At 28.1% G+C, this 23,569-nt stretch carries 17 protein-coding genes, 3 rRNA genes and 1 other annotated feature; of the genes, 17 read left to right on the top strand and 3 right to left on the bottom strand.

The window, feature by feature from the left end:
• Positions 1–648: 648 nt before the first annotated feature.
• Positions 649–1,374, bottom strand: a complete 726-nt coding sequence (locus LT335_RS03125) for a DUF3800 domain-containing protein (protein ID WP_308699464.1) — start codon at positions 1,372–1,374, stop codon at positions 649–651.
• Between the two features lie 159 nt (positions 1,375–1,533).
• Here LT335_RS03125 and LT335_RS03130 point away from each other — a divergent pair, with 159 nt between their 5' ends.
• Positions 1,534–2,934 carry an APC family permease gene (locus tag LT335_RS03130; RefSeq protein WP_249728619.1) on the top strand — a complete coding sequence of 467 codons (1,401 nt, stop codon included), beginning with the start codon at positions 1,534–1,536 and terminating at the stop codon, positions 2,932–2,934.
• A 562-nt stretch (positions 2,935–3,496) separates the two neighbouring features.
• Here the strand turns inward: LT335_RS03130 and LT335_RS03135 are convergent.
• Both LT335_RS03135 and LT335_RS03140 read right to left on the bottom strand, forming a co-directional pair.
• Entirely contained in the window at positions 3,497–4,342 is an 846-nt protein-coding gene (locus LT335_RS03135) for an SDR family oxidoreductase (protein WP_249728621.1), read from the bottom strand.
• A gap of 19 nt (positions 4,343–4,361) precedes the next feature.
• Positions 4,362–5,348, bottom strand: a complete 987-nt coding sequence (locus LT335_RS03140) for an aldo/keto reductase (protein ID WP_249728622.1) — start codon at positions 5,346–5,348, stop codon at positions 4,362–4,364.
• Positions 5,349–5,411: 63 nt separating this feature from the next.
• On the opposite strand from LT335_RS03140, the gene LT335_RS03145 reads away from it, so the two are divergent.
• From LT335_RS03145 to rplL, 16 genes are all read left to right on the top strand, one after another.
• A complete protein-coding gene (locus LT335_RS03145; RefSeq protein ID WP_249728623.1) occupies positions 5,412–5,816 on the top strand; it encodes a MerR family transcriptional regulator in 405 nt (134 codons plus the stop codon).
• A gap of 31 nt (positions 5,817–5,847) precedes the next feature.
• The gene (locus LT335_RS04590) at positions 5,848–8,892 is read left to right on the top strand and encodes a DEAD/DEAH box helicase family protein (protein WP_249728625.1); all 3,045 of its coding nucleotides are present in this window, start codon (positions 5,848–5,850) and stop codon (positions 8,890–8,892) included.
• A 97-nt stretch (positions 8,893–8,989) separates the two neighbouring features.
• A complete protein-coding gene (gene rpmF, locus LT335_RS03155) occupies positions 8,990–9,292 on the top strand; it encodes a 50S ribosomal protein L32 (RefSeq protein ID WP_249728627.1) in 303 nt (100 codons plus the stop codon).
• A gap of 261 nt (positions 9,293–9,553) precedes the next feature.
• A 16S ribosomal RNA gene (locus tag LT335_RS03160) occupies positions 9,554–11,074 on the top strand.
• A gap of 215 nt (positions 11,075–11,289) precedes the next feature.
• Positions 11,290–14,217: ribosomal RNA gene (locus LT335_RS03165) — 23S ribosomal RNA — on the top strand.
• Positions 14,218–14,289: 72 nt separating this feature from the next.
• A 5S ribosomal RNA gene (rrf, locus tag LT335_RS03170) occupies positions 14,290–14,395 on the top strand.
• Together the 16S, 23S and 5S rRNA genes form the textbook arrangement of a ribosomal RNA operon.
• A gap of 178 nt (positions 14,396–14,573) precedes the next feature.
• Complete coding sequence (locus LT335_RS03175) at positions 14,574–15,686, top strand: hypothetical protein (RefSeq protein ID WP_249728628.1); 1,113 nt, start codon at positions 14,574–14,576, stop codon at positions 15,684–15,686.
• Positions 15,687–15,704: 18 nt separating this feature from the next.
• The gene (locus LT335_RS03180; RefSeq protein ID WP_249728629.1) at positions 15,705–16,493 is read left to right on the top strand and encodes a pyrroline-5-carboxylate reductase family protein; all 789 of its coding nucleotides are present in this window, start codon (positions 15,705–15,707) and stop codon (positions 16,491–16,493) included.
• A 304-nt stretch (positions 16,494–16,797) separates the two neighbouring features.
• Positions 16,798–17,514 carry a Fic family protein gene (locus LT335_RS03185; protein WP_249728630.1) on the top strand — a complete coding sequence of 239 codons (717 nt, stop codon included), beginning with the start codon at positions 16,798–16,800 and terminating at the stop codon, positions 17,512–17,514.
• A complete protein-coding gene (locus LT335_RS04305) occupies positions 17,495–17,629 on the top strand; it encodes a hypothetical protein (RefSeq protein ID WP_283778631.1) in 135 nt (44 codons plus the stop codon). The genes LT335_RS03185 and LT335_RS04305 overlap by 20 nt, the downstream gene beginning before the upstream one ends.
• Before the next feature lie 198 nt (positions 17,630–17,827).
• Complete coding sequence (locus LT335_RS03190; protein WP_249728632.1) at positions 17,828–19,591, top strand: hypothetical protein; 1,764 nt, start codon at positions 17,828–17,830, stop codon at positions 19,589–19,591.
• 27 nt (positions 19,592–19,618) lie between these two features.
• Positions 19,619–20,833 (top strand): DNA methyltransferase, encoded by a 1,215-nt coding sequence (locus LT335_RS04595; RefSeq protein WP_249728633.1) that lies wholly within the window; start codon positions 19,619–19,621, stop codon positions 20,831–20,833.
• A 60-nt stretch (positions 20,834–20,893) separates the two neighbouring features.
• Positions 20,894–21,862 carry a DNA cytosine methyltransferase gene (locus LT335_RS03200; RefSeq protein ID WP_249728634.1) on the top strand — a complete coding sequence of 323 codons (969 nt, stop codon included), beginning with the start codon at positions 20,894–20,896 and terminating at the stop codon, positions 21,860–21,862.
• Positions 21,863–21,909: 47 nt separating this feature from the next.
• The gene (locus LT335_RS03205) at positions 21,910–22,416 is read left to right on the top strand and encodes a phospholipase D-like domain-containing protein (RefSeq protein WP_249728636.1); all 507 of its coding nucleotides are present in this window, start codon (positions 21,910–21,912) and stop codon (positions 22,414–22,416) included.
• A gap of 62 nt (positions 22,417–22,478) precedes the next feature.
• Positions 22,479–22,604, top strand: a sequence feature (ribosomal protein L10 leader region).
• 40 nt (positions 22,605–22,644) lie between these two features.
• On the top strand, positions 22,645–23,145 hold the full coding sequence (gene rplJ, locus LT335_RS03210) for a 50S ribosomal protein L10 (protein ID WP_249728637.1): 501 nt from the start codon (positions 22,645–22,647) through the stop codon (positions 23,143–23,145).
• A 34-nt stretch (positions 23,146–23,179) separates the two neighbouring features.
• On the top strand, positions 23,180–23,563 hold the full coding sequence (gene rplL, locus LT335_RS03215; protein ID WP_249728638.1) for a 50S ribosomal protein L7/L12: 384 nt from the start codon (positions 23,180–23,182) through the stop codon (positions 23,561–23,563).
• Positions 23,564–23,569 lie beyond the last annotated feature (6 nt).

Below are 23,569 nucleotides of genomic sequence, written 5' to 3' on the forward strand. Positions count from 1 at the left end.
TATCTTTTTAATAAAAGATTAATTAAAATGAGTTCAGTTAAATTGAACTCATTTTATTTTTTTAATTAGTTTTACAAAGACAAAAAAATCTTTAAGATCTAGGATTGGTTCTTTTTAAATAAAATAAAATTACAAGATTTTAAAATCTTGTAATAATTTTAAAAATTATTTTTTATTTAGTATTTACATTTTGCTTCAGTCTAAATTTACTTGTTTTTTTAATCTTAAAAATATAGAAACATATAAGCTTTTATCAACATTAGATTTTCTTTATAAGTGAATTATTTTCTTTAAGCAGAAATTTCATTTTTCTAATAAAAAATGAATATATAACATTATTGCGAAAAAATAAAATAGTCGGAATATCAGAAACTACAGAAAAAGAATTGAGCGAATAAAAGATTCACAATTAGTAATTTTTTTTGAATAAATGTGAAAAATAAAAAATTGAAAATTAAGAATATTTAAGATCTAAAATTAATTTATAGGATAAAAAAATAAAAAGTATATCTAATCTTAGATATACTTTTGTAAAAAAATGGAAACGGACATACGTTCTTACCAATGTTAGCACTGAGCCTATGGCCATTAATTTCACTATTTAAATCTTATCATTTTAATTTGCAGTGTCAAGAAATATATAAGATTTTATTGAATTTTTTCTGATATATAAGGATAATTTTTTATTATTATATTGTTTTGTGCATTGAGATAATTAAATTTTTGATTATCATTTTTATTTTTTAACGAGTAAACTGAATGAGCAAAAAAATCTGCACCTTGTAAACAATATTCACTTTTTGAATCTGCCATTACAAAAGTATAATTATATGAACGACTTTTTAGATATTTTTGAGCATGTTTTAAGTAATTAATAAAAGAACCATTTTTACCAGCTATGCCAAGATCTTCTTGATCTAAAGTAATATTAATTTTTGTTTTTTTAGTTGGGTGGATAGATTCAATTATTAAACAAATTAGTTGTCCAATTAGATATGATTTATGATATCCATAATTATTTTTTCTTGTTTGTTTAATTTTTAATTTATTTTGTAATGATTTATTTTTCTTTGATTTTAATTCTTTATCATAAATTTTTTCAATTTCTATTAGTCTATCAGATAAACTTTTCTGTTCTATTACTGATATTAATTGACAATTATTATTTTTGATAACATTATAAATTTCTTTACGTTTTCAATTTGATATTGATGAACCAGCTTTTACTTCTTTATTATTTTTAAATAATTTTATTAATGCATTTTCATATTTTTCTCTAAAATTATCAACTGCTTCTTGACTAGTGAAAATTAAAGCTCCATAAATAAAATATTCATTATTACTTGATAGTTCAATATTTCCACTATCATCAATAAAAACTTAACATTCTTTTATATTATTTTGATTCATTAATACCTCTTTCTAAACTCTATTCTATAAATATTATAATAAAAATTAAAATATATAATCAATAGTTTTTATAACTTAATAAACTATGTTATATTTAAGAAAAAAGATTTAATTGGTGCGGAAATGTTAAAAAGAAAATATGGTTTATTAACAACAACAATGGTTGCCATCAGTGCAACATTAGGATCATCAATTTTAATTTCTTTTGGTCAAGTTGCTTTTTATGCAAAGTTTAATCCAATTTTAATGTTATTAGCTTGGGCATTAGGTGGTTTGTTAATTATTCCTAGTTTATTAATTTTTGCTGAAACAACAGTTAGTTATCCAGAAAATGGTACGACTTATAATTGATTAAAAAAAGCAAATTATAAAGCATTTGCTTTTTGGTTTGGTTGAATTTTAGTTTTAATTGTTAGTGCCACAGCAATTGCTAGTATTACAATTGCTTGTAGTTCATTAATTGCTTCATTATTTAATATTACTAATCCATGAATTATTAAAGCTATTGGTATTGGTTTAATGTTAGTAATTGGTTTATTCCATATTTTTTTAAAACAACTTGTTATTGTTTCTCAAACAATTTTTACATTTTTAAAACTTTTACCAATTCTTTTTATTATTGTTATTGCGATAATTTATGGTTCATTTAATAATTTCAAAAATCAGGGTGGTAGTAATTTAACAGAAACATATGTATCGTCATATTTATTATTACCAGCAATTGCAATGACAATGTTTGCTTATTCAGGAGTAGAATCAGTTACTTATATTGCTGGTGAAATTAAAGAGCCGAAAAAAAATATTATTCGTGCCAAAATTTTAGCAACGATTGTTGTTATTGCTGTTTATTTAATTTTAGCTTTGTCATTCATTATTATTAATGTTAGTCATGGTCTTGACTGAATGTCATCGACTTTTTGACAAGATGCGCTTAAAAATTTAAAACTTCCTTCTGGTTTAATTTTGGCTTTTAATATTTTTGTGATAATAATTTTCTTTGGTTCTTTAAATTCTTTCTTCTTATATCATTCACGAATGGTTCATAAGTTAGCAGAAGAAAAAGATTTAGCACTAATTTTTGCTAAAGTAAGAAAGAGCAATGAATCACCTTATATGGCAATTATTTTATTAATTGTTTTAGCAGCAATTTATATTCTTTGAGATCAGTTATATAGTATTGTTACTTATTTTGTTATTGCTACCACAATTTTACAATTTATTTCAATTATTGTTGCTTGACAATTACGACATAAACGAAAAGATTATCAGAAAATTTTTAACGATTTTGTTTTTGGAATTATTTTTTTTAGCGTTTTAATTGCTGATATGCTCTTATTAGCCGGAGCAATTATTTCTGTTTATATTTCAGTAATTAATAATAATGATTGATGAATCTTATGAAAATGTTTAATTGTTTGTGGTGTCTTATTAGCAGGTTATCCAATTTATTATTTGCGAACTTTTTGACGATGACTTCGCAATGATGAATCAAAAAAGAAACAAGTAAAGAATAAAAAAGAATAAGATTAATAGGGTGAACCCTAAAAAGTAAGTATTAAATAAAAAACACTTTTTAAAATTATTGCAAGATGTTAAAGTCTTGCAATTTTATTTTATTATATCAATCGTTTCAATCAACGACATCTAAAACATATTTTTTAATATTCAAATAATGGTTGCTATGAATTTTTCCCTTTTTCAAACTAATATGAAAACTTTCAATAACAGCATCTCTGTACAAGAATATACTTTTCCCATTGAGATAACAATGCCATTAGCAGTATAGAAATTTTTATATATATTTGATGTGTATTGCCTACCGTGATCTGAATGGATAATTATTCCATTGCGATCATTTTTTGTTTTCTTAATTGCTGAATTTAAATTTTTCCATTACTAATTTTAAATCATTAAATTTTGAAATTTTAAAATCAATAATTTCTTTTTACTTCTAATTGAGATTTTTTGAATTTTTGCCCTTTTTAGCGATAAAAAAGACCTTCATCTAGTAAGTTAATTTATACAAACTATTTTTTAATTTGTCCTTACTATTTGGAGGTCAGTCTATTAATCTTGTTCTTTTTTATTAATGAATTACTTTAAAGTCTTTAAAACCAGTTTGATTTGATGCTTCTTTATATGAATCAATATCTGCTTCTACTAGTTTTATTTTTGCTAAAGCATTTCTAATTGCATCACTGCCAACAAAAATATGAGTTGGAATTGTTTTTTTGGTTGTTAAATCATAAATAAATTTTGCATAAGCTTTTGGATTTCCTAATTGCTGATGGTTAATAGCATTTCAATTTTTCTTATCAGTTTCAAAATTGTAATCACTAATTTTACTATCGGCATACTTAATTGATGTTGATTCTAAAAAGTTTGTTCTAAAGCCTCCAGGTAAAATTGATGAAACAGAAATATTAAAGTGTTTTAGTTCATCATTTAATCCTTCACTAAAGCCATCAAGGGCAAATTTAACAGCACTATAAACACTAACATTAGCGAAACTACGATAACCAGCAACTGAAGATGTGTTAAAGATATGACCGTATTTTTGTTTACGAAGAATTGGTAATACGGATTTAATAACATTGAAAGTATAAAAAACATTAACTTTAAATAAATTATTAATTTCTTCATCACTAATTTCTTCAAATGGTCCAATTAGTCCATAGCCAGCATTATTTAATACAATATCAATTGTATTAAATTTTTTAAGTGCTAAATTAATCTTTTCACTAATATCGCTAATTGAATTTAAATCAGGACTTAGTGCTAATAAATTTTTCACATCACCAATTTCTTTGGTAATAGTTTCAGGATTTCTTGAAAATGCGATAACATTATTACCTTGGCTAATTAAATATTTAACAGTTTCTAAGCCAAGTCCTTGACTGGCGCCTGTTATTAATCAAGTTTTATTTTTCATTTTTTCTCCTTTGCTATTTTTATTTATCAATTTGTTTTTCAGCAAAGTCACTATATCTGTGACCAACAATTTTAATTGTATCTAAATGTTTTTTAATTTCAATAAGTTCTTTTTCAGTAAATTCTACCTTTATTGCTGATAAGTTTTCTTCTAAACGACTAATTTTTTTTGTTCCAGGAATTGGAACAAATCAAGGTTTTTGTGCCAGAATTCAAGCAATAGCAATTGCAGCTGGTGTTGATTGTTTTTTAATAGCTAATTCTTTAACATAATCAACAAGTTTCATATTTGCTTTAAAATATTCTGGTGTGTTAAATCTTGGAATTGTATTGCGATAATCACCTTCACCAAATAATTGCCCTGGTTTAACAGTACCTGTCAAAAAGCCTTTTCCTAAAGGACTAAATGGCACAAAGCCAATTCTTAATTCTTCAAGTGTTGGAATAATTTCTTGCTCTGGTTCTCTTCAAAACATTGAATATTCACTTTGTAAGGCAGTAACTGGACAAATACTATGTGCTTTTCGAATTGTTTTTGCTGATGCTTCACTTAAACCTCAATGACGAACTTTACCTTCTGCCATTAATTGTTTAATAACTTTTGCAACTGTTTCAATTGGAACATTTGGATCAACACGATGTTGATAAAACAAATCAATATAATTAGTTTGTAATCTTTTTAAAGATCCTTCAATAGCACGGCGAATATTTGCTTCACTACTATCTAAGCCAACTACTTTATCACCTTCATATTTAAAGCCAAACTTTGTTGCAATAATAACTTTATCACGAAACGGTTTTAATGCTTCGCCAACAATTTCTTCGTTAACAAATGGCCCATAAATTTCAGCAGTATCAAAAAATGTTACACCTTTTTGATATGCTGCTCTTAAAAATGTTATTGCTTCTTCTTTGCTTGGAAATGGTGGAAAGGAAAAACTTAATCCCATACAACCTAAACCAATTTCAGAAACAACTAAATCTTTTCCTAAAGTTCTTGTTTTCATTTTTTTCACCTCTGATATAATTGTAAAAGATTATAGTAACTTTAAGGCAAGGAGAAATTAAAAATGAAAAAATTATATTTAAATGAAATTGCAAAACGATTTAATCTTAGTGAAGCAACAATTAGATTTTACGATGAAAAAGGTTTAATGCCATTTATAAAACGAGAAGCAAATGGTTATCGTTATTTAAATGAAATTGACTTACCATGAATTGAAGTGATTGTTTGTTTGAAGAAAACTGGTATGGCAATTAAAAATATTAAACAATATATTGATTTATGTATTAAAGGCGAAAGCACTGTTGCAACAAGACATTTAATGATTATTAATCAAAAAGCAGTTGTTGAAACTAAAATTATTGAATTACAAAATGAATTACAATTTTTAAAGGAAAAAGAACAATATTATCAGAAGTTAATAAGTAAAGAAGTAGGAATAAAAGATCATCCATATTCTTATTCAAAATAATTTTTAAGTGAAAGGTATTAGAGTTGTTAATATGAGCAATAAATTAAAAGATAAAGGGTATTATGATTTATTATTAAAATCAACCGATGAAATTGATGATAATTATTTAATCAAAAATCTGGAACAAGAAGTTAATAATATTAATGACATTAATAAATATTTAGGACAACAATTTAATCATTTATTAATTAATCATTTAACAACAATTAATAATCTTGATGATAAAGTTAATTTCATTAATAATTTATTAACAAATTTTAGTAGTAAACAATTTCGGAAAGATATTTTATTGCAAGTTAAAGATCAAACGAAAAGCAACGAATATCAAAGTCAAATTCGTTTGAGTGATAATTATTTATTTACCAATCAAGAAGAACAAAAATTAATAGAACAATTAAATAAAGAAATTATTACTAGTGATGCTGTAGCATTTGTTTATCCTTTTATTTCTAAAACAATGATTAATAAATTACGAGGTGCTTTTAATTTTGCTTTAAAGTATCAGATTCCAATTACTTTAATTACAACAACTTTTGATCATCAAGCATTATTTGTTAATTTATATGAATTAGAACGATTAATTAAACAATATGCTAATATTAAAATTCGGATTGAAGATAACACTGAAATTAGAAGTGAAAGAATTCATATTAAAGCAGCAATTTTTACTCGTACTTCTGGTTTTTCTTCAGTTATTATTGGTTCTAGTAATTTAACAATGCCTGGAATGAGTTCGGGAAGAGAATGAAATATTAGAATTAATGAATTTAATAATCAAGGTTTATATCAAAGGATTAATCAGGAATATCAAAAATTATGAAATGATAATTTAATTGATTTTAATAATGAACAAGCAAGAAAACAATTATTAGCAAGAATTGAAAATCAAAATCAAATCTTTAATCCAAGTATTAATCAAAGTAATTTTTTTAATTATTTATTATATGACTTTCAACTTGCCATTTTAGAAAAATTAGTTTTTCGGAGAAGAATTAAGAAAAATAAACATTTAATTATTATGGCAACGGGAACAGGCAAAACAGTTATTAGTGCTTTTGATTATTTACAACAAATTAAAAATCATCAAGGAAGAAAACCAAGATTATTATTTTTAGCCCATCAAAAAGAAATTATTGAGCAAGCATTAAATACTTTTCGTAATGTTTTAAAAGATAAAACCTTTGGTCAAATTTTAAATGTTAAAACTGAAAACTTTAATTATGATTATTTATTTGCAACAATTCAAACAGTTTATCGGCATTTAAAAAAGTTTAATCGAAAACAATTTGACTTAATTATTTTTGATGAAGCACATCATATTGCAGCTGATACTTTTGATCAAGTTTTTAAATATTTTCAACCACAAGAGATAATTGGTTTAACAGCAACTCCAGAACGAGAAGATAATAAAAGTATCTTACCTTATTTTGATAATGAATTTGCTTATGAATTACGATTGTGAGATGCAATTGATCAAAGATTATTAGCAAAATTTGATTATTATTGTATTGATGATATTAATAGTAATTTAATTGGCATTGATTTGAATAATGATCAACAAGTATTTAAAGTTTTAAATAATGATGCAAGAAATAAATTATTATTAGATGTGATTAATAATTATATTGGTTTTTATCATCAGCCATTAACTTTAGTATTTTGTATTAATACCGTTCATGCTGAAATTATTAGTAACTATTTACAAGCACAAGGATTAAAAGCAAATTATTTAACTAGCAAAGTTAGTCATTTACGAAATAAAATTTTAAATGATTTTCGAAAAAGAACGATTAATTATTTATGTGTTGTTAATATTTTTAATGAAGGAATTGATGTTCCTGAAATTGATACGATTATTTTATTACGACCAACAAATTCAAAAACAATTTTCTTACAACAATTAGGTCGTGGTTTACGAAAAACAATTAATAAAAATAAATTGGTTGTTTATGATTTAATTGCTAATATTGATCAAAAATATGATATTACGATTGGTATTAAAAATTTATATCATAATCAAGCAACTTTAAATCAAAAAGCACTCTTTGAGCAAGGTTTTAGTTTACCTAATGGTTGTACTTTGAATTTAGAAGCGCGCAGTAAAGAAATTATTTTAAAGAATTTACAAGCTTGATATCAAGTACCAAAAAGAATGCATCAAGTAGTTAGGGAATATTATCAAAAATATCAAAATGAAGGTTTGGCAAAAATTATTAATGATTATGACTTGAATCTAATTTTGTTTTATCATTACTTGGATGATTTTTATTTAAGAGTAGCAATGTCAATTAATCGCTATCAAGAGCAAGAAAATCAAACATTGCGTAATAAAAATATTTTAAAACAATTTTTATTTTTAAATGATTATCAAATTATTAATTATTTTTACTTACGATTACAAAATGATTTAACAAAATTTGTTGTTGATGATTATTATGATAATTTATTATTTTGTTCTTTATTTTATGAAGTTACTAGTTTAAAAGTTTTTCGTTCACTTATTAGTGATGAAGATAATTTAATTGCAAACTTTATTAATCACCATCAATTAATTGTTCAAGAGTTATTAATTATTCTTGCTTATAAATTACAATATGAAACTTTGCTTGTTCAAGAACAAAAGATAACTAATTATCCTTTACTTGCAATTAAAGCAACATATACAGTAAGGCAAGCATTAGCTGCAATTGGTCGCTTAAATTTCATTAAGAATTTAGATTCATTAAAAATTATTGCCTTTCAAGCAGGTTATTTAACTTATGATCAAGATAAGTCAGTAGTTTTTGCTGATTTAGATGGCAGTAATTATGGTAAATTAACTAGATATGATGAAGCAAAGCAAGAATTTTATTGATCGGTACCGGAATCAAAGAATATTAATAGTAAATGAGTTAAGGATTTAGAAAATCAAACAATTGTTAAGTTTTTGTTTTTAAATGAACCAATTAATAAGAACTATCCTAACTTATCATTAAAACTTTATAACTTCGTTGGAATTGGTAAATATCTTGCTACTTTATCTGATAAATACTTAACAATTAAATTAAAAGTTAAAAAAGAGATTACTAAAGATTAATATTTCTTTTTGTCTTAAAAAAGTTTTAAAAAATACTATTATTTTTTTTAAAATAGATATATAATTTACTGGTATGTAATTTCAAGGAGGAAGAAATATGGCTGTACCAGCAAGACGAACTTCAAAAATGCGTAAAAATACTCGTCGTAGTCACGATGCTTTAATTTCTCGTACAACAGCTAATTGTCCTAATTGTGGTTCAGTAGTTTTACCTCATCATGCTTGCATGAAATGCAATACTTATAAAGGTGTAAATATTCCCACAAGTAAAAAAACTACAGTATTAGCAGAAACTAAAGATGCTAAAGTAAAAGGTAGTTCTGATAAAAAAGCAAAAAGTCCTAAAAAGGATAAAAAAGAAGATAAAAAGCAAGTTGTTAATCAAGCAACTAAAGAGTAAATTTCAATTAATTAATGCATTTTCTTTGCAAAAAGGAAGTGCATTTTTAATACAATTTTAAAGATAAAAAAAGGTTAAAAAAAATAATTATTTTTTTCTTATTTTTGTTGACTTTGTTTCTGCTTTTCGGTAATATTCCTATTGTGACTTAAAAAGGTTGCAAATCTAAAAAATTTACAAAATAGAACGATCTTTGAAAACTAAATAGAACAAGAATTAATCCGTCAATTAAGTCAGAAGATAACTTAAATTAACATATTTTTAAATGAGAGTTTGATCCTGGCTCAGGATTAACGCTGGCGGCATGCCTAATACATGCAAGTCGAACGAAGTAGCAATACTTAGTGGCGAACGGGTGAGTAACACGTATCTAATCTACCATTTAGTGGGGAATAACTGTTGGAAACGACAGCTAATACCGCATAAGATTACTGGATGATTTCCAGTAATGAAAGGAGCTTTCAAGCTTCGCTGATTGATGAGGATGCGGCGTATTAGCTAGTTGGTAGGGTAATGGCCTACCAAGGCAATGATACGTAGCCGATCTGAGAGGATGAACGGCCACATTGGGACTGAGACACGGCCCAAACTTCTACGGAAGGCAGCAGTAGGGAATTTTTCACAATGGGCGAAAGCCTGATGGAGCAATGCCGCGTGACTGATGAAGGTCTTCGGATTGTAAAGGTCTGTTGTAAGGGAAGAAATGGTAAAACAGGAAATGGTTTTATCTATGACGGTACCTTACCAGAAAGCCACGGCTAACTATGTGCCAGCAGCCGCGGTAATACATAGGTGGCAAGCGTTATCCGGATTTATTGGGCGTAAAGGGTGCGTAGACGGTTTTGCAAGTCTGAGGTTAAATTTAGGAGCTCAACTCCTAATCGCCTTGGAAACTACAAGACTAGAGTATAGGAGAGGTTAGTGGAATTCCATGTGTAGCGGTGGAATGTGTAGATATATGGAGGAACACCAGTGGCGAAGGCGGCTAACTGGCCTATCACTGACGTTGAAGCACGAAAGCGTGGGGAGCAAATAGGATTAGATACCCTAGTAGTCCACGCTGTAAACGATGAGTACTAAGTGTTGCCAAAAAGGCAGTGCTGTAGCTAACGCATTAAGTACTCCGCCTGAGTAGTATGCTCGCAAGAGTGAAACTCAAAGGAATTGACGGGGACCCGCACAAGCGGTGGAGCATGTGGTTTAATTCGAAGCAACGCGAAGAACCTTACCAGGCCTTGACATACCTTGCAAAGCTATAGAGATATAGTGGAGGTTAACAAGGATACAGGTGGTGCATGGTTGTCGTCAGTTCGTGTCGTGAGATGTTTGGTTAAGTCCAGCAACGAACGCAACCCCTGTCCTTAGTTGCCAGCATTAAGTTGGGGACTCTAGGGAGACTGCTAGTGTAAGCTAGAGGAAGGTGGGGATGACGTCAAATCATCATGCCCCTTATGGCCTGGGCTACACACGTGCTACAATGGCTGATACAAAGAGTCGCAAAATCGCAAGATCGAGCTAATCTCAAAAAGTCAGTCTCAGTCCGGATTGAAGTCTGAAACTCGACTTCATGAAGTCGGAATCGCTAGTAATCGCGAATCAGCAATGTCGCGGTGAATACGTTCTCGGGTCTTGTACACACCGCCCGTCAAAGCATGAGAGTCGTCAATGCCAGAAGTTGGTGTCCTAACCGCAAGGAGGGAGCTACCCAAGGCAGTGGTGGTGATTAGGCTTAAGTCGTAACAAGGTACCTGTATCGGAAGATGTGGATGGATCACCTCCTTTCTATGGAGAATTGTCTTTTAATTAAGACATCAATCAATGTAGAAATTTAACCTTGATTTAATAAAGTACGGATTATTAAAAAAGTTCTTTGTTCTATTTAGTTTTCAGAGATTGTTTTGTTTCTGAAAATTGTAATTGTTCTTTAAAAACTAGATAAAGTAGACATCAAAATTTTAATCAAATTTTTTATAAATTATCTTGCAATAGGATTATTCTAATAAATTATTAAGAGCGTATGGTGGATGCCTTGGGATTGGAAGACGATGAAGGACGCGATTACCTGCGATAAGCTTCGGGGAGTTGGAAATAAACTTTGATCCGGAGATTTCCGAATGGGGAAACCCACTATCTCTAATCAGATAGTACTGAATAATGAATTCATAGTTATTCAGAGTGATACCTAGAGAATTGAAACATCTTAGTACCTAGAGGAAAAGAAAGCGAATGCGATTCCCTTAGTAGCGGCGAGCGAAAAGGGACCAGCCCAAACCAGTTTTAAACTGGGGTTGTAGGACCATTATATAGAAGTTACAAAATTTGTTAATAGTAGAAGTTGTTGGGAAGCAACACCATAGATGGTGAAAGTCCAGTATACGAAATTAACAAATCTTCTGATGGTATCCTGAGTACGACGAGACACGAGGAATCTTGTCGGAATCTGCGCAGACCACTGCGTAAGGCTAAATACTAACCAATCACCGATAGTGAACCAGTACCGTGAGGGAAAGGTGAAAAGTCCCCCGCAAGGGGAGTGAAATAGTTCCTGAAACCATATGCTTACAACAAGTCGGAGCCCGTTAATGGGTGACGGCGTGCCTTTTGTAGAATGAGCCGGCGAGTTACGATTACATGCAAGGTTAAGCGTTTTAGACGTGGAGCCGTAGTGAAAGCGAGCCTGAATAGGGCGTTTAGTATGTGGTCGTAGACCCGAAACCAGGTGATCTAGCCATGAGCAGGTTGAAGCTAATGTAACAGTTAGTGGAGGACCGAACCAACGTTCGTTGAAAAGACCGTGGATGACTTGTGGCTAGCGGTGAAATTCCAATCGAACCTGGAGATAGCTGGTTCTCCCCGATATAGTTTTAGGACTAGCGTTAGAATTAGGACAATGGAGGTAAAGCTCTGAATGTATGATGGCCCCACCTCGGGGTACTGAATGCAATTAAACTGCGAATGCCATTGTTTCATATCTAGCAGTCAGTCTGTGGGTGATAAGGTCCATGGACGTGAGGGAAACAGCCCAGATCATCAGCTAAGGTCCCCAAATCAATGCTAAGTGGAAAACGATGTAGAATTGTTTAAACAGCCAGGAGGTTGGCTTAGAAGCAGCCATCCTTTAAAGAGTGCGTAACAGCTCACTGGTCGAATGATTCTGCGCGGAAAATGTACCGGGGCTAAGCATTGTACCGAAGCTATGGGTTTATGCACTTTTATAAGTGTATGGGCGGTAGGGGAGCGTTTTAAGCAGCAACGAAGTTAGACCGGAAGGACTAGTGGAGCGCTTAAAAGTGAGAATGCCGGCATGAGTAACGATTGAAGGTGAGAATCCTTCATGCCGATTGACCAAGGTTTCCTGGGCAAGGTTCGTCCTCCCAGGGTTAGTCAGGACCTAAGGCGAGGCCGAAAGGCGTAGTCGATGGACAACAGGTTGATATTCCTGTACTACCATAGTAACTGATGGAGTGACAAAGAAGGCTAGGATATCCCAGCGACTGGAAGTGCTGGGCTAAATACAAAGAGGGTTGTGTAGGCAAATCCGCACAACATTAACCTTGAAGTATGATGGGGAGTGAACGGTTCGCCTAGTAACGAAGTATCTGACGCCCTGCTTTCAAGAAAAGCTTCTAAAGATATTATTATGGTACCTGTACCGAGAACAGACACATGTGGTCAAGGAGAATATCCTAAGGCAAGCGAGATAACTATAGCTAAGGAACTCTGCAAAATAACCCCGTAAGTTAGCGAGAAGGGGTGCTCATAGTAAAATATGAGCCGCAGTTAAGAGGTCCGGGCGACTGTTTAGCAAAAACACAGCTCTCTGCAAAGTCGCAAGACGAAGTATAGGGGGTGACGCCTGCCCAGTGCTGGAAGGTTAAAGCGATTTGTTAGCAATTTATTGCGAAGCTTTGAACTGAAGCCCCAGTGAACGGCGGCCGTAACTATAACGGTCCTAAGGTAGCGAAATTCCTTGTCAGGTAAGTTCTGACCCGCACGAAAGGCGTAACGATCCGGACGCTGTCTCGGCTATAGACTCGGTGAAATTTTAGTACCTGTGAAGATGCAGGTTACCCGCGATTAGACGGAAAGACCCCGTGGAGCTTTACTACAACTTGATATTGAATTTTGGTATAACTTGTACAGGATAGGTGGGAGACGATGAAGTGCAGACGCTAGTAGGCACTGAGTCAACCTTGGGATACCACCCTTGTTATACTGAAATTCTAACTTGAGGCCATTATCTGGTCTGAGGACAGTGTCTGGTGGGTAGTTTGACTGGGGCGGTCGCCTCCTAAAAAGTAACGGAGGCGCCCAAAGGTACCCTCAGTATGAATGGAAATCATACATAGAGCGCAAAGGTAGAAGGGTGCTTGACTGCGAGACTTACAAGTCGAGCAGAAACGAAAGTTGGGCTTAGTGATCCGGCGGTCCCGTGTGGAAGGGCCGTCGCTCAACGGATAAAAGTTACCCCGGGGATAACAGGCTTATCTCCCCCAATAGTTCACATAGACGGGGAGGTTTGGCACCTCGATGTCGGCTCATCGCATCCTGGAGGTGTAGTCGCTTCCAAGGGTTGGGCTGTTCGCCCATTAAAGCGGTACGCGAGCTGGGTTCAGAACGTCGTGAGACAGTTTGGTCCCTATCTGTCGTGGGCGCAAGAAATTTGAGGAAAGCTGTTCCTAGTACGAGAGGACCGGAATGGACCTACCTCTGGTGCCCCAGTTGTCACGCCAGTGGCACAGCTGGGTAGCTATGTAGGGCATGAATAAGCACTGAAAGCATCTAAGTGCGAAGTCAGTTCCAAGATTAGATTTCTCATCCGCAAGGAGTAAGATCCCTTGAAGACAACAAGGTTGATAGGTTGGGTGTGTAAGTACGGCGACGTATTTAGCTAACCAATACTAATAGATCGAGGATTTATTAGAGAAATTGCGCTATTGTAACTAATTTATAGTGATGTCTACATCTAGTTTTTAGAGAATAATTACCAAATATTTATTGGTGTTAATAGCGATATGGCGCACCTGTTCCCATACCGAACACAGAAGTTAAGCATATCAGCGGCGACGATACCAGAGATGGAAAAATAGCACGATGCCAGTTTTATATCAAGAGTTATTCTTGACCAAGAGAATCCTTTCTTAAAAGAAAGGATTTTTTTTATTTTTAAATAAAGTGGTATTATATTTTTATTTTGTAAAAATAATAGTAAAATAATTTATATTAATTAAGGGAATGATTAATTCTATTCAAAATAATAAAATAAGTAAAAGAGGTAGTTATGAATAAAATTTTACTGTGTGGTAATGGTATTAATATTGAATTTAATAAAGAATTTTGTTTTAAAAATTTTATTGATATTTTAACTAATGAAGAAAAATTATTAGAATTAATTAATGAAATTTTAGAAAAACTTGAATATAAGGAATTTGATTCTTTTAAAGAAGATTTTTTAGAGATATTTGATAAATGTAAGAGTAGTATTATAAATTTAGATCAAGAATCTAAATTTAATGGAGTTGAGATAGCAGTATCAGCCTTTAAAAGATCAGTAAAAGCTTTAATTTTTCAATCTCCTTTAAATATAAAAAATGAAAATTTAAATAAATTTGAACATTTTTTTGATTTGTTATTTTTTTATTTTTTAGCTAACTTACAAAAGAAAAGCAAAATTAATTTACTTAAAAATTCTAAATGAAATATTAATTTTAAAAAGTATTTAAAAGAAAAAGAATATCAATATATTTATACTTTAAATTATGATTCACTTTTAACAACTATATATAAGGAAAGTTATATTTGACATGTACATGGTAAATTAAAATTTGAAAATAATAAATTAGATTACAAAGGATGCGTTTTTGAAAGTTATTTGAATCCTAAATGAAATAGTTTAAGAAAGACGACTTTACCGATTTTTTTAGATATGAATGAATTAAAAGGAGAATATAATTTAGATGTTGTAGGATTAAATTCAAAAAATGATGAAGAAATTTTTATTTTTTTTATTTTCTCTCAAATTTGTAAAACTATAACTTATTATTTTCATAATGAAAATGATTTAAAAAATTTTCATGAATTTCTTGAAATGATTGCAAATTGAAATGAAGAATCTGAAGGCATTGAATTAATTAAAGAAAAAGATTTTTTAAAAATTAATTTGAATGAAGATTATCCTGATTATAATAAAAAAATTGAAATTACTGAAGATCAAGCAAAATTAAATTATAATATTAAATTTCTTGAAAGAACTAATCCATCTTCAGAAAATTGAAAAATTGTACATAAATTGAAAATTAAATTAAGAGAATCAAAGGATTTTTGGGATGAAGTTAATAAAAAAGAAATAATACTTATAGATAATAAAGAAGAATTACAAAATGAAAAAGGATAAAGAAAGTTGATTGATAAAATGAAAATCGGAATTTTAGGTGCAGGGCACTTAGGTAAGAGTATTATTAATGGATTATTAAATAGCAAAAGATATAAGTATTCTGATTTTAGGATTGTTGTTAATAGTAATGAAAGTCAACAAGCTTTTAAAAAAGAAGGATTTTTAGTTAGTCAAGATTGAAAATTTATCCAGGATTGCGATTTAATAATTTTAGCTTTATTGCCACAAAATATTATTGATTTAAAAGGTAAGTTACAAGCAACTTTTAAGAAACAAATGATTTTATCAGTTGCTAGTGGTATTACTTTAAAACAATTAAAAACAATCTTTCCTACTTGTTCAGTGACAAGAGTCATGCCAAATACTTCTGTTCAATATAATCAATCAATGATAATGGTAACAAAAGAAGGAACAAAAGATGCTAATAAAGAAGCATTAAATCTTTTTAAATGATTAGGCAAAACAATTGTTTTATCTGAAAAACAAATTCATACTTTCATTGCCATTTGTGGTAGTGCTAGTGCCTATTTGTATTACTGATTACAACCATTAATGAAGTTAGCAATCGTTGATGACATTAGTGAAGCAGATAGTAAAGTAATTATTACTAATCTTTTACTTGGTGTTGCTGCAAATATTAGTAATAGTTCAGCATCTTTAGAAATGCTACAAAACCAGGTTGCTACTACAGGTGGTACAACAATCGAAGCGATTAAAGTTTTTGATGAATATCATCTAAAAGATGTTATTAAACAAGCAATAGAAGCAGTTGCTAAAAAAAGTGTCTCACAAAGTTTAGAATCATAATTTAAAAATAATTCTATATAATAGAGGTAAGTACTAAGTAGGAGGGGTTATTATGGCTAGTGAAAAAAGCGATAAAAAATGTAATTGTCATTGCGAAAGTTGCAATTGTGAAAATTGTCATTGTAAACACCATTAATAAATTCTTTTATTAAAAAAACTAATAATCTTAGCTTAGATTATTAGTTTTCATATTTATATTTTATGTGTTTTTATTTAATACAGTAAAGAATAATTTTCAAAATGTTTTGATAAAAAGTAAAAACTAATGATAAGATTAATTCATAAACTTAAGTAGGGGATTATGATGAATGAATTAAGTTTACCTAGATATATTTTTTCATATATTAATGAACAGAATGATGCCAAAGTATTTAATAGGGCACTTAGTAAATCGATTAATTCTGGTAAAATTCAAAATATTGGAAATAATCTTTTAAGATTTAGTTCAGATATTCAGAAACCCGATGAATTTATTATACTTAAAGAAGAAATAGTTTTAGATCAAGAATTAGTATTTTCTTTAACTAAATTAATTTTAAGTCAATTGGAATTAAGTAAGAAAATTCCAACAAGAAATGGATTAGAAATAGGAAATTATCGAGAACGGGATAAAGGAAGCATTGCATCAATAATTAATAATTTAGTTTGTTATAAATGATTTCTTAATAAAGATAATATTTCAGTTTTAGATATGACTGCTGATATTATGTATCGGATAGCAACGATAAATCATCCTTTTACTAATGGTAACAAAAGAACTGCACTCTTGTCTGCTGGTGCTTTTTTAGATAGTATTGGTTTATATTTATATAAGTTTGATATTAAACCAGATTATCTAGAAAAATGAGAAAAATTTATGTTAGAAATAGCAGATAATAAAAATGAAAAAGAAACAATAGAACAAATTAAAACTAAATTATTAAATTCAATTTGAATGAATTTCAATAATGAAATTATTTTAGAAACTGAAATTGAAAAGTCTATTGTCAAGGAGCCCGAACATGAAAAAATTGAACTTTAAAAATTTGCCAAACAGCAATGAAAAATATGGTCAAAAGAACATTGAACGAGCAATTGAAAGTAACAAGAATAACGATTTTTTAATTGAAGTTGCAAAGAGATTGGCAGATAAATAAAATTAAATTTCATTAAAAATCAATTTTTAATTTAAATTAAAAATTGATTTTTCTTTTTCCCTTATATTTTTAAAATATTTTTTATGTTAAAATTTAAATGACTTTCTTGGGAATATATAAAGAATTAGGAAAAATAAGGTGAAAGTTTTGAATTGAAGAAATATAAGATTACTTCCAGTTAACCCTAGATTTACATTAATGGAAGATTTAGATTGAAAGAAAATTGGAAATAATAAAGAAAAAAATTATACTAATTATAATTTAATAGATAATATATGTCATTTATTAAATTTTGAAGATGATTTTTCTGATTTTTTAGAATTATTAAATTCAATTATAGAAAATGGTTGAGATAAATATTCAAAGATTTTTATTATTAAAGGTCAAGATGGTTACTTTTATTGTGTAGAAGGAAATAGAAGATTAATGGTATTAAATTTAATTTCTGATTTTTCTTCTTTTAATAAAGTAGATCAAGACAAAATTGAAAAAGCATTTAAAGATGAAAAATTATCTTTTAATAAAATGAAGAAAATTATAAAAGCATTTAAAAATGATATTCCTACTGATATAAGTATAGAATTTTTAGATTTACCAAAAAATGAAGATGAAGTTATTGAAATTTGACGTACAATAAATTCAAAGCATGTGGGTGAAGAAATTGGTAAACGAGGTCATTCAAGATTTAAATATTTTTATGATTTAATGCATTATGCAGAAAAATTACAAAAAGAAAATAATACTTATGATCAAATTGTACAAAAATGTTCCTTAATTTTTAATAAAAAGAAAGAAATTATTCAATTAGATCTTAAAAATGGAATATGAATAATGTATGTGACAGAAATTTATAATAAATCTACTAATAAAACAAAGATTCAAGATAAAATTGATTTTACAAATATGAAAATTTCTAGTTTGGAATTATTACCGACTCAAAATATTAAATTTAATGATAATAATGAGAGAATTTCAAATATTTTAAATTTATATTGAGATTCACAAAATTTAAAATTAATAATAAAAAACCAAGAAATTAATCAAGAAGAAGTTTTAATTTTTTTGGTAAATCAATGTCTGAAAAAAATGATTACTACTCGAGGTATTAAGCCAGAACTTTATGATGATTTGTCTAGTTTATTTTATAAAGAAGTCTTTAAGACAGAAAACCACAAAGATTACATTAAAAAATTAAAACAACAAAAAACAAAAACAAAAACTGAAAAACAAGAAATTGAAATTACTGATAATATTAAAGAAATTCAAAAAATGTCTTTAAAAATTAATTTTAATAATAAAGATAATAATTTAATTTGATCTATTAAATATTTATGAAAATATGATTTAGTTACTTTAGATGCTTTAAGCATAATAGATAAAAATGGTTATCCTTATTCCACTTTGTCTCTTATTTTAAGAACAACAATTGAAAATTTTCTTTTGTTATTAATTTATATGGATGAATTTGCATATAAATATATTTATAATCTTTATCAAAATTTAAATAATGAGAACATGTTTAAAATATGAGATAAATATAATTCTGTTATTAATAATAGAAATGATTTTGGTTTGGCGGAACCATTAGTAAAAAGTAATTATAAGTTATTAGTAAAGAAAATTGATTCATGTAATTCCAAAGTAAATAAAAATTTAAAAACACTTTTAAGGATATTTTTGAAAAATAAATTTTTAAATTGAAAAGATATTTCGAAAATATTGGAAAACTCTCCAAATATAACTCAAAAATATAATTCTAAAATTTTGGATAGTATAAATAGTTTATTACCTACATTACAAAAGGAATTATTTGATGAAAATTTATTTGCAATTTTAAATAAGTTAGTTCATACTCCTCATTACTTAAGAAGTAATAAAAATGAAATTATAGATGCTTGTGCAAGAACGTTTGGCTTGATTAAAGAAGTATTAAAATTTTTTAGTATAATAATAATTGAATAATAAAAATTTAAAAAAAGAGGTAAAATAATGAAATTGGATACAAACATAGTAATTTATAGGGATTTTCAAACTGGTAAAAATTTAGAATTGCCAAAAGAAGATACTTGAAAAGAGCATAACCGACTTTGAGGTGATCAAATGCATCGTATTTGTTCTTATGTAGCTATGTTCTCTCCAAGTTTGGCTAGTTTTTTTCTTAAAACATATAGTGACAAGAATGATGTTGTATTAGATACATTTTCTGGAAGAGGTACTACTCTTTTAGAAGCAAGATTGTTAGATCGTAAATGTTATGCTATAGATTTAAATCCATTTGCATATGTTTTGTCTCGTGCAAAATCTCAAAGTTTTAAAATTGAAGATGTTTTAAAAAGAATTAATTATTGAGAAAAAAAGTATTTTTCAAATAATAATATTATTTATGATTTTGATAATACTTATGATGATTTAAAAGTTTATTATAGTGAGAAAAATTTACATCAATTAGTTTTTATTAAGAAAAATTTAGGAATAAGATTTAAAAAAATATCAACTCTTGATAATTTTATTTTGGCTATAACGTTAGGTATTATGCATGGACCTATGAGAAAAAGTGGAAAGTCAATATATTTTTCATTAAGTATGAGTAATCATACTTCAATGTCAGTTAATTATGTTAGAAATTATGCTGTAAAACATAATCTTAAGAAACCTGATGATGATAATATATTTGAGAAAATAAAAAATCGTGCAATTTATATTTTAAAAAAATCAAAATATTCTAATAATATTGCTCAAGTAAAATTAGGAAATGCTTTAGAAATAAATAAATATTTTGATATTAAACCAAAATTAATTTTTACTTCACCACCTTATTTAAATTTAATTAATTATACAAAACAAAATTGAATTAAAATGTGAATGTTGGGTTTTAATAATAATCAAGATAACAATAATATTAAATTAGATGATCGTCATAATTTTTTAAGTTATAAAATTTTTATGACTAATTATTTATTAGAAATTGCAAAAATTTGTAATAATGATACTACAGTTATTTTAGTAATTGGTGATGCTAATAATAAAAGAATACATAATTATTTTGAATTAATGTGAGATGAAATTAAAAAAGTTGTTCCTTTTAGATTAAAAGAAACATATGCTGATTCTATTATTCAAGAAAAAAAAGCTACTAATTCTTTAGGCACAAAAGCAGGCAGAGCAACTAGAGTAGATAGGATGTATATTTTTAAATTAAAATAATTAACTTTAATATTTTCTATATAATTAGATTATTAAATATCACAGAAAGGATTGTTTAGAATGAAAAAATATAAGGTTTTAAGCCTTTTTGCTGGGATTGGTGGAATTGATTTAGGTTTTAAAAAAGTTAATGTAGATTCAATTTTAGCAAATGATATTGACAAGTTTTGTAAAATTACTTTTTCTGAAAATTTTCCCAATACTGAATTTATTCTTGATGATATAACTAATTTAAAAATAGAACAATTACCTAATTTTGATATTTTAGCTGGTGGTTTTCCATGTCAACCTTTTTCTGTAGCTGGTAAAAGAAAAGGATTTAATGATGATAGAGGAAATTTATTTTTTCAAGTGACAAAAATAATATATGAATTAGTTAAGATAAACAGAAAACCAGAAGTAGTTTTTTTAGAAAATGTAAAAAATTTATATACTCATGATTTTGGAAAAACTTATAAAATAATTAAAGAAGAGTTAAAAAAATTAGATTATGAAGTTACAGAAAAAATATTAAATACCTGTGAATATGGTAATATTCCGCAAAATAGAGAAAGACTATTTATAATAGCGTTTTCTTCAAAAAAAGCTTTTAATAAGTTTCAATGACCTGAAAAAATACCATTAACAAATACAATAAATAAATTAATAGATTGAAATAAAGAAGTTCCTTCGCAATACTATTATTCAGAAAAGAGTAAAGTTTTTAACTTATTAAAAGAAAATGTAGTTAAAAATAATGCTATATATCAATATAGACGTGTTTATGTTAGAGAAAATAAATCAGGTTTATCACCTACTCTAACAGCTAATATGGGTATGGGAGGACATAATATACCTATAATAAAAGATAATTTTGAAAGAATAAGAAAGTTAACACCAGAAGAATGTTTATTATTACAAGGATTTCCAAAAAATTATATAATTCCAGAAAATTTAAGTAATTCAACTATATATAAACAAATTGGAAATTCTGTTTCGGTTACTGTTATTGAACGTATAGCAGAAAATATAATTAAAGCTTTAAATTAAAAAATGCATTGTACTTTAGATGATTATTAAAATAGTGAGGTTCAACGATGGAAAAAGAAGATAACAAAATGCAGAAAATAATTTTACCTTTATATTCTTATAAAAAAGGAAAAGAAAAAATTATTAATAAAAAAAGTGGCTTAAATCAGTGAAATGCAAAGGGTAGGTTAAGACATAATGATGAAGTTTATATACCTTTTCCTTCTGAACTTAGAGAAAAATTTAAAAATTTTTTTCCTGACAGAAAATATCCATTTAAAGTTAAGTTACCTAATGGAGAAATTTTAAATATGAAAGTATGTCAACAAGGAGGAAAAGCAATAATGTCTAATCCTAATAAAGATTTAGGTAAGTGGATATTAAGAGATGTTTTGAAAATTCCTGAAAAAAAGGTAGTGAAATATAAAGATTTATTAGAAATAGGAATTGATAGTGTTGTCTTTGAAAAATTTGATAATTTTTACAAATTAGACTTTCAAAAAATTGGTTCATATGAATTTTTTATACAAAATTTTGTTTTAGATGATTATAATGATTTAAATAAAGATTTTTAGTTTAAAAATATATAAAAATTAACTAAAAGATATTGTATTTTACTCTAATTTATAATATAATATTTAAACTAGAAAATAAGCCTAAGACAGCAACGGACACAAGTCTTAATCATGTTGCCCAGGTAAATTCCATGTTTTCTTTATGTGGTAATTAATACTCGGGTTCACTCGAGTTTTTACATTGCTTATAATCTAGTAACAAAATTCTAGAAGAAGGAGGTGTAATTGATGCGCCCAGCAATGGTAGAAAAACAAAAAATTATTAATCAAATTCATGATCAAATTACAAAAGCAAAAACAACAATTGTTGTTCAATATCAAGGATTGGATGTAAGTTTATTAAGTCAATTAAGACATGAACTAAAGCAAGCCGGAGCCGAAATTAAAGTTTATAAAAACAATTTAGTTAGTCGTGCTTTGAAAGATAGCAAGTTTACTGATTTAGATCAATCATTAATTGGTCCAAATGCATTTGTTTTTGGTTTTGAAAATGATTTAAAGACTGCGAAAGTTTTATCAGATTTTGCTAAGAAAAATAAGTTGTTAAAACTGAAAGCCGGTATTTTTGATAATAAAGTAATTGATCAAAAACAATTACTAGTTATTGCATCATTACCACCAAAAGAAATCTTATTATCAATGTTATTGAGTGTTTTACAAGCACCTGTGCAAAAATTAGCAGCAGCATTTGATGCAGTTGCAAAACAAAAAGACCCATCAATTAAATAATAATTAAGAATATATAATAAAAGGAGAAAATAAAATGGAAAAATTAACTAATGCCGAAATCATTAAGCACGTTAAAACAATGAGTGCTTTAGAATTAAAAGAATTGGTTTCTGCAATTGAAGCAGAATTCGGTGTAACAGCTGCAGCAGCAGTTGTAGCAGCACCAACAGGGACAGCAGATGCTGCTCAAGAAGAAAAGCAAGCAAGTTCAATCTACTTAAAAGAAGTAGGAGCTGCTAAAGTTGCTGTTATTAAATTAATGAAAGAAAAATTAGGAATGGACTTAATGTCTGCTAAAAAAGTAACTGATGCTGTTGCTGAAAAACCACAATTATTAAAAGAAAATGCCTCACCTGCTGAATTAAAAGATTTAGAAGAAGCTTTCAAAGCAGCTGGAGCAGTTGTTGAAATTAAATAAATTTAT

The sequence above is a fragment of the Spiroplasma attinicola genome, assembly GCF_023509825.1.
Taxonomy (GTDB): domain Bacteria; phylum Bacillota_I; class Bacilli_A; order Mycoplasmatales; family VBWQ01; genus Spiroplasma_D; species Spiroplasma_D attinicola.